Genomic DNA, 12,372 nt, shown 5'->3' with positions numbered 1-12,372 from the left:
GGTTAAAGGGATTCGAGCACGGCCTCGGCGCGGCTGACTTCGAAACCGCCCGGCTCCTCGACAAAAAGCTGCGTGACCACGCCATCCTCGGCCACCAGGGCGAAGCGCTGGCTGCGCACGCCCATGCCGCGGGCCAGCAGGTCCAGCTCCAGGCCTAGCGCCTTGGTGAAGGTGGCGGAACCGTCGGCCAGCATCACCACGTTGTCCAGCGCCTTATGGTCCTTGCCCCAGGCGCCCATCACAAACGCGTCATTCACCGCCATGCAGACGATCCTGTCCACGCCCTTGGCCTTGAACTCCGCCGCGTGCTTGACGAAGCCCGGCAGATGCTTGGCCGAACAGGTGGGGGTGAAAGCCCCCGGCACCGCGAACAGCACGACCTTGCCCTGCCCCAGAAGCTCGGTGGTGTCGGCCTCGCGCGGGCCTTCCGCGGTTGCCACCATGAGCTTCATGGCCGGAATCTTGTCGCCTACCTTAATCATGCTGTCGGTCCTTCCTTCGGCAGATGCCGCTACGTATACGAACTGCCCTGGCCCGTGAAGAGAGCGCGCCAGGCAGGGCTGGTCCCGGCTGACAGCGAAGAATATACTGGAGCAATGGCGGAGGCAAAATTTTCCCGGGCGAACCCGCCCGACTGGCTGACAGGGCAACTTCTGATCGCAATGCCCGCGATGGGGGACTCACGTTTCGCGCAGAGCGTGATTTTCATCTGCTCGCATACCGAGGAGGGGGCGATGGGCGTTGTCCTCAACCAGCCGCTGCGTGCGCCGAAATTCGCCGATCTGATGAGCCAGCTCAATGTGGAGCCCAGCCCGCCAAAGCGAGAGCTGGCGCTGGGCGTGGGCGGTCCGGTGGATGAGACGCGCGGCTTCGTGCTGCACAGCACGGACTGGCTCTCGGATGCCAGCCTGCAAGTGGACGATACCCGCGCGCTCAGCGCCAATCTCGATATTCTCCAGGCCGTGGCCGGGGGCGGCGGGCCGGAAAAAGCCGTGCTGCTGCTGGGCTATACCGGCTGGGGCGCCGGGCAGCTGGACCAGGAGATGCGCCAGAACTCCTGGCTGAGCGTGGCGGCGGATGATGCCATCATCTTCGACACCTCCTACAACACCAAATGGCAGCGGGCCCTGCGCAAGCTGGGCATCGACCCCGGCATGCTCTCCGGCGCGGCGGGGCGGGCATGAAGCAGCTCGTCATTGCCACCCATAACCCCGGCAAGCTGAAGGAATTCGGCCCCCTGCTGGCGCCGCTCGGCTATTCTCTGACCTCGGCCGGCGAGCTTGGCCTGCCCGAGCCGGAGGAAACCGCCACCACCTTCCCCGGCAATGCGCGGATCAAGGCGCTGGCGGCGGCCCAGGCCTCCGGCCTGCCCGCGCTGGCCGACGATTCCGGGCTTTCGGTGGCGGCACTTGGCGGCGGGCCGGGCGTATTCTCGGCGCGTTACGCAGGCGGGGATTATCCGGGCGCGTTCGCGCGGATCATCGCCGCCGCCGAGGCCGCCAATGACTGGCGCGCCTGGTTCACCTGCGCGCTCTGCCTCGCCCAGCCGGACGGCACCACCGCCACCTATATCGGCCAAGCTTACGGGCGGATCGCTACTGCTCCACGTGGGGCAGGCGGGTTCGGCTACGACCCGCTGTTCATCCCCGATGGCTACGAGCAGAGCTATGCCGAGCTGGGCGGCGCGGTGAAAGAGAAGATCAGCCACCGCGCCCAGGCCATCGCGCAGCTCAAGGCCGCGCTGGAAGCGTCAAAAAACTTTTAGAACTTATCCTTCGCCGCACGCCGGGCGGTGAATTCCTCCACCGTCTTGGCGCGCAGGAAGGGGTTGGTCGCGCGTTCCTGCCCCAGCGTCACCGGCAGGGTCGGCTGCCCCTTCTCGCGCAGCGCCGCCACCTCCGCCGCGCGGACGAGCAGCGCCTCGTTATCCGGCTCCACGGTGAGCGCGAACTTGGCGTTGGAAGCCGTGTATTCATGCGCGCAGCAGACCAGCGTGGCATCCGGCAGATCGGCGAACTTGGCCAGCGAGGCGAACATCTGCGCGGGCGTGCCCTCGAACAGGCGGCCGCAGCCCAGGCTGAACAGCGTGTCGCCTGGGAGCAAGACGCCGCCATCGGCGATGTAATAAGCGATGTGCCCGAGCGTGTGGCCCGGCACCTCGATGACCCGCAGCTTGGCAGCGCCGAAATCCACCATTGAGCCCTCATGCACCGCGATGTCCAGCTTGGGCAGGCGCGCGGCATCCGCGCCATTGCCCACCACCTTGGCGCCATAGCGGGCGACCAGCTCCGGCACCCCGCCGATATGATCGTCATGGTGATGGGTGAGGAAGATGAAATCCAGGGGCAGCTCGGCTTTTTCCAGCGCCGCGATGGCGGGTTCGGCCTCGGCCGGGTCCACGATGGCGGTCTTGCCCATCACCGGCTCGTGCAGCAGCCAGGAATAATTGTCCGAAAGCATCGGGATCGCCTGTACCGTCACCGCCATGTCTGTCGCTCCTTTCCGTCTGCCGCGCTATATAAGGGCAATGGCGATCGATGCGCGAGATGCGGCTGGATTTTATGCAACCCCGCTGGGACGGCTGACCGCCGCATTGCTGCGGCAGAAACTGGCCGCACTCTGGCCGGATTGCACTGGGCGCGCGGTGCTTGGGCTGGGATTTACCGGGCCATATCTGGAGCTGTGGCGCACGCAGGCGGAACGCTGCATCGCCGCCTCGACGCGCGACATGGGACCAGCCCCCTGGCCAGCGGGGCGGGCCTCGTTGGCCTGCGTGGCAGAGGAGGAAGGCCTGCCCTTCCCCGACCTGATGTTCGACCGCATCCTGCTCGTGCATGGGCTGGAGCAGGCGGACAATGCCAGGCGCATACTGCGCGAGGCTTGGCGGCTGCTGAAGGATGACGGGCGGATGATCGTGGTGGTGCCGAACCGGCACGGCATCTGGGCGCATGCCGAGAGCACGCCCTTCGGCCACGGGCAGCCTTATTCCGAGAGCCAGCTCAACCGGCTGATGGGCAATCTGTTCCTGCATGTGCAAACCCATGTGCCCGCGCTGTTCGCCCCGCCCTGCGGCTGGAGCCCTATGCTGCGCGGCTTTGCCCTGTGCGAACGCGCCGGCCGGCTGCTGGCGCCGCAACTGGCGGGGCTGACCATCGTTGAAGCGACCAAGGAACTGCATGGCATCATGCCCGTCCGCCAGAGGGCGCCGGGGCGGCGTGTGCTGGTGGATGCCGGGCAGTAAGGAGAGACTGAACATGACGCAGGTGGCGGTGATCACGGGCGGGGGCAGCGGCATCGGCCGTGCCGCCGGGCGCAAGCTGGCCGAGGCGGGGTGGCAGGTGGTGCTGGCCGGGCGGCGGGCGGAAATGCTGGTGGACGCGGCTTCGGCACATCCCGCTGTGGTGCCGATGGTGGCCGATGTGACCGACGAGGCCGCCGTTGACCGTCTGTTCAGCGAGACCGTGGCGCGTTTCGGCCGGGTGGACCTGCTTTTCAACAATGCCGGGAGCTTTTCCCGCCCTACCCCGCTGCCCGAGGTGGCGTTGGCCGACTTCTCCGCCGCCCTGGCGGTGAACGTGACCGGGATGTTCCTATGCGCCCGTGCCGCCTTCCGGGTGATGGCCGCGCAATCGCCCCAGGGCGGGCGGATCATCAATAACGGCTCGATCTCGGCGCATGTGCCACGCCCGCAGGCCGTGGCTTATACCGTCTCCAAGCACGCCGTAACGGGACTGACCCGCGCGCTCTCCCTGGAGGGGCGGACCCATGATATCGCCTGCGGGCAGATCGACATCGGCAACGCCGCCACGGATCTGACCGCCGGGATCGCGCGCGGCTCCATGCAGGCGGATGGGCATATCGCCCCCGAGCCGATGATGGATGTGGAGCATGCCGCGGCCTCGGTGCTGCACATGGCCAGCATGCCGCTTTCCGCCAATGTGCAGTTCATGACGGTGATGGCCACCGCCATGCCGTATATCGGGAGGGGATAACCATGCTGCGCTTCTCCGCCAATATCAGCACGCTGTTCACCGCTCTGCCGGTGGCGGAGCGCATCCAGGCCGCCGCTAGGGCTGGGTTCAAGGCGGTGGAGATGCAGTTTCCCTACGACCTGCCCGCCGCCACGCTGCGCGAGGCTGCCCACAAGGCAGGGGTGGAGTTCGTGCTCATCAACATCCCCGCCGGGGATTTCGCGGGCGGGGAGCGGGGCATCGCCTGCCTGCCAGGGCGGGAGGCGGAGTTTCTGCGCGGGGTGCGTCTGGCCGGGGATTATGCCAACACCCTCGGCTGCCCGCGCGTGAACTGTTTGGCGGGCAACCTGCCCGAGGGCGAAACGCCGGAGCAGTGCTGGGACGTGCTGGTGGAAAACCTCCGCCTCGCCGCCGACATGCTGACCGTTCGCGGCGTGCAATTGCTGGTGGAGCCGCTGAACCGGGCGGATAATCCGCGCTTCATCCTAAACGGCTACCCAGATGCGGACGCGCTGCTGACCGCCGTGGGCAAGGATAACCTGACCCTGCAATACGACACCTACCACGCCCACGCCGGGGGCGAGGATGTGTTAGAAGGGCTGACCAAACGGCTGATGCGGATCGGGCATATCCAATTCTCGGATTATCCGGGCCGGGGCGCGCCGGGAACGGGGGAACTGAACTTCCCCCGCCTGTTCCGCGCCATCCGAAATCTGCCCTATGAGGGCTGGACAGGGGCGGAATACCTATGCCCCAGCCCCGGGCCGGGAGACTTCGCCTGGACGGCGGCAGCTTAAGGCCCAGCCCCAAGCCGGAACGTGCCAAAACAGCAACATTCTCAAGAAATCGGGCGTTTTATTCCCATTAACGGGCAATATGCCCGCAAATGTTAGTGCAAATTTTGGATTTTCCCGGTATTACACTTATGTGAGTGTCATGATGAACCTATTTGCAAAATTCCTGCGGGATCGGAGTGCCAAGCATCTCGGTTCGGGTTTCATCCCCGGTCCGGGCGATACGGAAATGTATTCGCACCCCGACGATAGCCACGAGAAAACCGGGCTTGTCCCGCCGCTGCTAATCGCGCTGATCCTCAGCCTGCTCGTGCTCGCCCATCTCGGGCATTAAGCCGCCAGTGCTTGTCCTGACGCCGCTAGGCGGTTAGTGCCTGGACCGCGACACGCATTTGGAGCGCGGTTTTCTAGCATGAGCACCACCCGTATCGACCCACGGCTGATGAAGGAAGGTCGGCGCACGCGCGGCGCGCTGCGGGCCAGTATCGGGCTGGGGCTGGTCTCGGGCTGGTTGATCATCGCCCAGGCCGTGCTGCTGGCGCAGGTCATTACCCGCATCTCCTTCCATCACGCCTCGCTCGCCGGGGTGGCGCCGTTCCTCTGGGGGCTGGGCGGGCTGTTCCTGCTGCGCGGGGCGCTCACCTATGCCGCCGAGATCACCGCCTTCAAAGCCGCGGCGCAGATCAAGACCGGGTTGCGCGCCGAACTGCTGGCGCGGCTGCTCCAACGCGGCCCGGTGGGGGCAGCGGATGAGGCGAGTGCGGATGTCGCGGCCACGATGATCGAGGGCATCGAGTCTCTGGAGCCGTATTTCTCGCGCTATATGCCGCAGATGGCCCTGTGCGTGGCGGTGCCGCTGGCCATTCTGGCGCTGGTGTTTCCGCTCGATCTTTATTCCGGGCTGATCCTGCTCGTCGCCGGACCGCTGGTGCCGGTGTTCATGGTCTTCGTCGGCTACCGGGCGGAGGCGATCAACCAGCGCCAATGGGAGAAATTGCTGCTGATGAGCACGCATTTTCTCGACATGTTGCAAGGCCTGACGACGCTGAAGCTGTTCGGCCGGGCGCGGGACGAGATCGAGATCGTCGCGCGCATCACCGACGATTACCGCCGCACCACCATGGCGGGGCTGCGCGTCGCGTTTCTTACCAGCGCGGTGCTGGAGTTTTTCGCCTCGGTGGCGATCGCGCTGGTGGCGGTACTGTTCGGCGCAAGGCTGCTCCATGCGCGCATCGATTTTTACCCGGCCTTTCTCGTGCTGCTGCTGGCCCCGGAATATTTCGTGCCGCTGCGCGGGCTTTCGGTGCATTACCATGCGCGGATGACGGCCATCGCCGCCGCCAAGCGTATTTTCGCGCTGCTCGATGCCCCCGTGCCGGAAGCCGGAGCTGGCGCGGTGCCGCAAGGCGCCCTTGAAATCTCCTGCGAAGAGCTGCGCTTTTCCTACAATGACGCGCCAGTGCTGGACGGGCTGAACGCACGCTTCCCGGCCGGGAAGATCACCGCCATCGTGGGTGAGAGCGGGGCGGGCAAGACCACGCTGGCGCGCGCGCTGCTGGGCTTTATCCGCCCGCAGGCGGGGCGGATCTCCGTAAATGGCGAAGACCTCGCGCGGATTGCGCAGGAAGAGTGGTGGAAGGCCCTGGCCTGGGTGCCGCAGAACCCGCGCCTGTTTACGGGCAGCATCGCGGATAATCTGCGCCTCGGCGCGCCGGGGGCCAATGACGCCGCCCTGCGCGATGCCGCGGCACGAGCCAAGGCTCTGGACTTCATTGAGGCATTGCCCGGGAAATTCGATGCGGATGTCGGCGAGGCTGGCGGCAAACTCTCGGGCGGGCAGATCCAGCGTCTGGCCCTGGCGCGGGCTTACCTGAAGAACCCGCGCCTGCTGATCCTCGACGAAGCCACCGCGAATCTGGACATGGAGAGCGAAACCCTGGTGCTGGATGCCATCGAAGAGGTGGCGCAGGGCCGCACGGTCATCGTCATCGCCCACCGCCTCGCCATGGCGGCACGGGCCGATCAGGTGTTGGTGCTGAAGGATGGGCGGATTGCCCAAGCCGGGCCGCCGCACATCCTGGCGGCGCAGGAGGGGCCATACCGCGAGCTGCTGCGCGCCTATGAGGGCGAGGAGGCCGTGCCATGCGCGATCTGATCCGGCTGCACCGTTTGTTCAAACCGCAAGGCAGCTGGATGCGCGGCGGGCTGGCGCTCGCCTGTGTCACCATCCTGTCCAATTTCGGGCTGATGACGCTCTCGGGCTGGTTCCTGGCCGCCACGGCGCTCACCGGCCTTGCCAGTTATGCGGTGCAGAACGAGTTCAACTTCTTCACCCCGGCGGCCATGGTGCGGTTTTTCGCCACGCTGCGCGTGGCTTCGCGCTATTTCGAGCGGCTGCTGACGCATGAGGCGACCTTCCGCCTGCTCGCCGATCTGCGCGTGTGGTTCTACACCAAGCTGGAGCCGCTGGCCCCGGCGGCGCTACAGGGCTACCGCACGGCGGACCTGCTCTCGCGCATCGTCGCGGATATCGACACGCTGAACCTGTTCTATCTGCGCGTCTATGTGCCGCTGCTCACGGCGGCGCTCACCACGCTGGTGATGGTGCTGTTCTTCGCCATCTTCTCCTGGCCCGCCGCCTTCGTGCTGGCGGCGGGGCTGCTCGCCACCGGGGTGGGCGTGCCGGGCCTCACCGGCTTGGCCGGGCGCAAGGCTGGCGCCGGGATGGTGCGCGTGAATGCCAGCCTGCGCGCGGAATATGTGGACGCCATGCAGGGCATGGGCGAGCTGCTCACCTATGGCGCGGCCCCGGCCTTGCAGGCGCGGGCAGCCGCCTTGCAGGCGGAGCTGATCGCCGCTCAGGGGCAGATGGCGCGCGTCACCGGCTTTAGTGCGGCGGCCGCCAGCCTCGCCACCAATTTCACCATGCTGGGCGTGGTCATCGCGGGCGGAGCCAAGGTGACGGCGCTGCGTCTCTACCCAGCGGACCTCGCTTTGCTGGCCCTGGGCAGCATGGCGGCGTTCGAGGCCGTGGCGCCGCTGCCGCTGGCCTTCCAGTATCTAGGGCAGATTTCCAGCGCGGCGCGTCGGATTTTCGCTCTGGCCGACACCAAGCCCGCCATCGCGCCCCCCGCCGCCCCGGCTCCTGCTCCGCGGGGCTATGCGCTGGAGCTGAAGAATGTCTCATTGCGGTACACACCGGACGCCCCCTGGGCGCTGCGCCACCTGAATCTGCGCGTGGCCGAAGGTGAACATGTCGGCATCACCGGCGCCACCGGGGCTGGCAAGACCACGCTGATCAACCTGCTGCTGCGCTTTCATGAGTTCCAGGAAGGCGAGGCGTGCTTTGGCGGGCATGATCTGCGCGCCTATGGCAGCGAGGATCTCGCCTCTCACATTACCGTGATTTCCCAGCGCAGCTATCTGTTCCACACCAGCATCCGCGACAATCTGCTGCTGGCCAAGGCCGATGCCGCCGAACCCGAGCTGTGGCGCGCGCTGGAAGTCGCACAGCTCGCCGATTTCGTTCGCACACAGAAGGACGGGCTGGACACGCTGGTCGGCGAGGCGGGAATCCGGCTTTCCGGCGGGCAGGCGCGGCGCGTGGCATTGGCGCGCGCGGTGCTGAAGGACACCCCCTGGCTGGTGCTGGACGAGCCGACCGAAGGGCTGGACGCCGCCACGGAGCGCGAATTCCTGGCCGATCTCGCCCCGCTGCTCACGGGCAAAACCGTGCTCTACATCACCCACCGCCCGGCTGGCCTGGCGCTGATGGACAATGTGCATGCGCTCAAATCGGGGCAGATTGCCGCTTAATACAAGGCAGAAACGGCCCGATCCCGGCTGGGCTTGATCTAAATCAACTACACTAGATGCGGAATGCTTCTATAGCCGGGGCTACTTATAAAAGGCTTTTCTAAACAGCAGGAGCTCACGGGCATGCCGTTAATCGATCCTAGTGTCGTAGACTTATCACGACTTCAATTCGCGCTTACCGCGCTTTACCACTTTCTGTTCGTACCCCTCACGCTCGGCATGACCTTCCTGCTTTGCGCGATGGAGACGACCTACGTCATCACCGGCAAGGAGATTTACAAGGAGATGACCCATTTCTGGGGCAAGCTCTTTGGCATCAACTTCGCCATCGGCGTGGCCACCGGCCTCACCATGGAGTTCGAGTTCGGCACCAACTGGTCCATGTACTCGCACTTCGTGGGCGACGTGTTCGGCACCCCGCTGGCCATCGAAGGCCTGATGGCGTTCTTCATGGAGTCCACCTTCATCGGCCTGATGTTCTTCGGCTGGGACCGCCTCTCCAGGCCGGGTCACTTGGCTGTCACCTACCTCACCGCGCTGGGCTCCAACCTGTCCGCGCTGTGGATTCTGGTGGCCAACGGCTTCATGCAGAACCCGCAGGGTGCCTCGTTCGACGCCGACACGATGCGCATGCAGTTCAACTCCTTCGTGAGCCTCGTGTTCAGCGAGGACGCGCAGGCGAAGTTCGTTCACACCTCGATCGCCGGTTTCGTTACCGGGGCTCTGTTCGTGATGGGCATCTCCGCCTTCTACATCCTGCGCAAGCAGCACATGGCCCTGGCCGCGCGCTCCTTCCGCGTGGCTGCGCTGTTCGGCATCATCTCCTCCCTCGCGGTGGTCACCCTGGGCGACGCCCTTGGCCGTCTGGACTACCTTGTGCAGCCGACCAAGATCGCGGCCATCGAGGGCCTGTGGGAAGACAGCAACGCGCATGGCTCCGCCACGTCCGCGCCCTGGCTGCTCTTCGCCCTGCCGAACGACGCGACCCAGACCAACGCGGCTGAGATCGGCGTTCCCTATGTGCTGACCCCGCTGATCACGCACTCCATGGACACCCCGATCCCGGGTCTGCTCTCCCTGGAGCAGCAGGCTGGTCCGCGCATCCTCAATGGCATCAAGGCGATCAACGCCCTGCAGCAATATGGCGTGACGCATGACGCCGCGTCGCTGGCCACCTTCAAGCAGTACGAAAACGACATGGGCTATGGCTTCCTGGCCCAGAAGAACGCGCCGAACCAGGATCTGACCCAGATCACCCCGGCGAACCAGGACGCCATCGTGGCGCAGACCGAGAAGGACACGATCCCCAACGTGTTCGTCACCTTCTGGGCCTTCCGCATCATGATGTTCCTGGGCTTCTACTTCGTCGCCCTGTTCGCCTTCGCGGCCTACTACTCGCTGCGTAACGAGCTGGAGAAGCACCCGCTGCTGCTGAAAGCCGCGCTGTGGTCCATCCCGCTGCCGATCCTGGCCTGCGAGTTCGGCTGGATCACCGCCGAGGCTGGCCGTCAGCCCTGGTCCGTCTATGGCTGGCTGCCGACCTTCCAGGCCGCCTCCAGCCACCCGGTCGGGTACATGGTGTTCTCGCTCATCGGCTTTGCCGCGCTGTACAGCGCCTTCATCGCCGCCGAGCTGTACCTAATGTTCAAGTTCGCCCGTCTCGGCCCGCAGGACCATCATGCGGAACCGACCGTGGGCGGTGGCGCCACCATGTTCGGCAAGCCGCAGCTGGCCGACAAGTCCTGGCAATAACGCCGCGCCTCTCAGGAGAATTTTTCAATGGAACTCTACGTCGTTCTTAAAGTGATCTGGGCGGTGCTCTTAGGGGTGCTGTTCTGCGGCCTGGCCGTCATGGTCGGCATGGATATGGGTGTCGGCACGCTGCTGAACTTTGTCGGCAAAAACGACAAGGAACGCCGCGTGGCGCTCAACATCATCGGCCCGCACTGGGACGGTAACCAGGTGTGGTTCATCCTGGGCGGCGGCGCGATCTTCGCCGCCTTCCCCACCCTGTACGCCACCTCCTTCTCGGTGTTCTACGTCGTCATGATCCTGCTGCTGTTCAGCATGATCATGCGCCCCGTGGCCTTCGAGTACCGCTCCAAGGCTGCTGGCTCCTGGCGCGGCATCTGGGACATCGGCTTCCTGATCTCCGGCGCCGTGCCGATGATCGTGTACGGCGCGGCCTTCGGCAACGTGATGGAAGGCGTCGGCTACCACTACAGCTGGACCGGCCAGTACTTCCAGGACGAGTCGTTCCTCAGCTACCTGCTGAACCCCTTCGCGGTGATGTGCGGCGTGCTCGCGCTGAGCATGTCGATCGCCCAGGGCGGCACCATGCTGATGCTGCGCGGTGAGGAGCCGATCTATGGCCGTGCCCGTAAGGCGGCCCTCGGCGGCTCGATCGTGGCGATCATCCTGTTCGCTGTCGGCGGCCTGTGGGTCTCCCACCTGAACGGCTTCGCCTTCACCGCTCCGGTCGACCCGAACATGCCCGCCACCCCGCTGACCGGCCAGACCGTGGCCGTGCAGGCCGGCGCGTGGATGAACAACTACCACACCTACCCGCTGCTGTGGGCGCTGCCGATCCTCGGCTTCGTCGGCATGCTGGGTAACCTGCTGATGAACGCCGCGGGTAAGCCGGTTGTGGCCTGGTGGTCGGGCGCTCTGGCGTGGATCGGCGTGATCTTCACGACCGGTGCCAGCATGTTCCCCTTCCTGATGCCGTCCTCCACCAACCCGAACCAGAGCCTGACCGTGTGGAACGCCACCGGTTCCGCGTACAATCTCGGCTGGATGCTGTTCTTCGCCCTGGTCTTCACCCCCGCCATCATCGCCTACACCTCCTGGTGCTATTACGTGATGCGCGGCAAGGTGAAGCTCAGCTCCATCACCGACGACAGCCACAGCTACTAAGGAGACTTGATTATGGGTAAACTCTTCAAGTTTATCGGTCTGGCGGCTGCCCTGGCCCTGGCCCTGTTTCTGGCAGTGATCGCTGGCGATTACGGCCCCTGGTACTTCGCTTGGCTGGTGGGCACGACGATGATCGTGCTCATCGCCGCAGCCGGCGCGGTGATGTTCGACGCGCAGGAAGCCAACTCAAACGGTAAGGTGTAACCATGCTCGGAGATCTCGAGGGCTTCATCATCTTCATCCCCTTCATTTACCTGGGTGTCCTTGGGGTGGCGTATCTCGCCACCCGCAACAAGTTCCCGTAAGCGAAGCGGCCTGAAACAAAACGACCCGCGGCGGAGACAATCCGCCGCGGGTTTTTTATTGGCTTGAACAGGGACTTAAGGGGCGTTCAACCCTGCGCGGCTTTGAGCTGGTCGAAGGCTTCCAGGCCCTGCGCCGCGTACATCACCGAAGGCCCGGCCCCCATGTAAATGGCCATGCCCATGGTCTCCAGCACTTCCTCGCGCGTAGCGCCATGCTTGGCGGCGGCCTCGGCATGGTAGGCGATGCAGGGCTGGCAGCGCGCGGCCACACCCAGTGCCAGAGCGATCAGCTCCTTGGTCTTCTTGTCCAGGGCAGTGCCGCCCATCGCCCCCTGGGCAAGGGCGGAAAAGCCCTTCATCACCTCGGGCGCGCCATGGCGCAGCTCCTTCACGCCGCCGTTCATGTTCTCGATCAGTTGCAGCCAGTCTTGCATCATGGTCAGCTCTCCTGTTGTACGGCTCAGCCGCGTTTGACGGTGACGTGCTCCCCTTTTTGTTCGCGCTCAGGCGCAGTGTCTTTCCCCTTCATGCTTGATGGTTGAGGTGGTTTCAATGTGCCCTGGGGCATGC

14 protein-coding genes are annotated in these 12,372 nt (G+C 65.2%); 11 read left to right on the top strand and 3 right to left on the bottom strand.

Going from position 1 to position 12,372, the window contains the following annotated elements; translation table 11 throughout:
* Window positions 1-2: 2 nt before the first annotated feature.
* Window positions 3-482 (bottom strand): peroxiredoxin, encoded by a 480-nt coding sequence (locus HNP71_RS04675; protein WP_183265726.1) that lies wholly within the window; start codon window positions 480-482, stop codon window positions 3-5.
* Window positions 483-671: 189 nt separating this feature from the next.
* Here HNP71_RS04675 and HNP71_RS04670 point away from each other — a divergent pair, with 189 nt between their 5' ends.
* Together HNP71_RS04670 and rdgB are read left to right on the top strand one after the other, a co-directional pair.
* The gene (locus HNP71_RS04670; RefSeq protein WP_246344088.1) at window positions 672-1,184 is read left to right on the top strand and encodes a YqgE/AlgH family protein; all 513 of its coding nucleotides are present in this window, start codon (window positions 672-674) and stop codon (window positions 1,182-1,184) included.
* Window positions 1,181-1,765, top strand: a complete 585-nt coding sequence (gene rdgB / locus HNP71_RS04665; RefSeq protein WP_183265724.1) for an RdgB/HAM1 family non-canonical purine NTP pyrophosphatase — start codon at window positions 1,181-1,183, stop codon at window positions 1,763-1,765. The genes HNP71_RS04670 and rdgB overlap by 4 nt, the downstream gene beginning before the upstream one ends.
* Here rdgB and gloB read toward each other — a convergent pair.
* Window positions 1,762-2,487, bottom strand: a complete 726-nt coding sequence (gene gloB / locus HNP71_RS04660) for a hydroxyacylglutathione hydrolase (protein ID WP_183265723.1) — start codon at window positions 2,485-2,487, stop codon at window positions 1,762-1,764. The two genes, rdgB and gloB, sit on opposite strands and share 4 nt — an antisense overlap.
* Between gloB and HNP71_RS04655 the strand changes: the two genes are divergently transcribed.
* From HNP71_RS04655 to HNP71_RS04615, 9 genes are all read left to right on the top strand, one after another.
* On the top strand, window positions 2,486-3,241 hold the full coding sequence (locus HNP71_RS04655) for a class I SAM-dependent methyltransferase (protein WP_246344087.1): 756 nt from the start codon (window positions 2,486-2,488) through the stop codon (window positions 3,239-3,241). The genes gloB and HNP71_RS04655 overlap by 2 nt on opposite strands.
* 13 nt (window positions 3,242-3,254) lie before the next feature.
* A complete protein-coding gene (locus HNP71_RS04650; protein ID WP_183265722.1) occupies window positions 3,255-3,992 on the top strand; it encodes an SDR family oxidoreductase in 738 nt (245 codons plus the stop codon).
* Window positions 3,993-3,994: 2 nt separating this feature from the next.
* Window positions 3,995-4,768 (top strand): hydroxypyruvate isomerase family protein, encoded by a 774-nt coding sequence (locus HNP71_RS04645; protein ID WP_183265721.1) that lies wholly within the window; start codon window positions 3,995-3,997, stop codon window positions 4,766-4,768.
* 139 nt (window positions 4,769-4,907) lie between these two features.
* Window positions 4,908-5,099 (top strand): hypothetical protein, encoded by a 192-nt coding sequence (locus tag HNP71_RS04640; RefSeq protein ID WP_183265720.1) that lies wholly within the window; start codon window positions 4,908-4,910, stop codon window positions 5,097-5,099.
* A 78-nt stretch (window positions 5,100-5,177) separates the two neighbouring features.
* Window positions 5,178-6,920 (top strand): thiol reductant ABC exporter subunit CydD, encoded by a 1,743-nt coding sequence (gene cydD, locus HNP71_RS04635; RefSeq protein WP_183265719.1) that lies wholly within the window; start codon window positions 5,178-5,180, stop codon window positions 6,918-6,920.
* The gene (gene cydC, locus HNP71_RS04630; RefSeq protein WP_183265718.1) at window positions 6,908-8,581 is read left to right on the top strand and encodes a thiol reductant ABC exporter subunit CydC; all 1,674 of its coding nucleotides are present in this window, start codon (window positions 6,908-6,910) and stop codon (window positions 8,579-8,581) included. Before cydD ends, cydC begins: the two co-directional genes overlap by 13 nt.
* Before the next feature lie 123 nt (window positions 8,582-8,704).
* Complete coding sequence (locus tag HNP71_RS04625; RefSeq protein WP_183265717.1) at window positions 8,705-10,333, top strand: cytochrome ubiquinol oxidase subunit I; 1,629 nt, start codon at window positions 8,705-8,707, stop codon at window positions 10,331-10,333.
* Between the two features lie 27 nt (window positions 10,334-10,360).
* The gene (gene cydB, locus HNP71_RS04620; protein WP_183265716.1) at window positions 10,361-11,497 is read left to right on the top strand and encodes a cytochrome d ubiquinol oxidase subunit II; all 1,137 of its coding nucleotides are present in this window, start codon (window positions 10,361-10,363) and stop codon (window positions 11,495-11,497) included.
* Between the two features lie 12 nt (window positions 11,498-11,509).
* Window positions 11,510-11,701 (top strand): hypothetical protein, encoded by a 192-nt coding sequence (locus HNP71_RS04615; protein ID WP_183265715.1) that lies wholly within the window; start codon window positions 11,510-11,512, stop codon window positions 11,699-11,701.
* A gap of 187 nt (window positions 11,702-11,888) precedes the next feature.
* Here HNP71_RS04615 and HNP71_RS04610 read toward each other — a convergent pair whose 3' ends face one another.
* Window positions 11,889-12,239, bottom strand: coding sequence for a carboxymuconolactone decarboxylase family protein (locus HNP71_RS04610; protein ID WP_183265714.1), 351 nt, complete (start codon window positions 12,237-12,239; stop codon window positions 11,889-11,891).
* Window positions 12,240-12,372 lie beyond the last annotated feature (133 nt).

The sequence above is a fragment of the Acidocella aromatica genome, from assembly GCF_014201825.1.
GTDB classification, from domain to species: domain Bacteria; phylum Pseudomonadota; class Alphaproteobacteria; order Acetobacterales; family Acetobacteraceae; genus Acidocella; species Acidocella aromatica.
The sequence above is the reverse complement of the archived record's forward strand: the minus strand, read 5'-3'. Positions and strand labels throughout refer to the sequence as shown.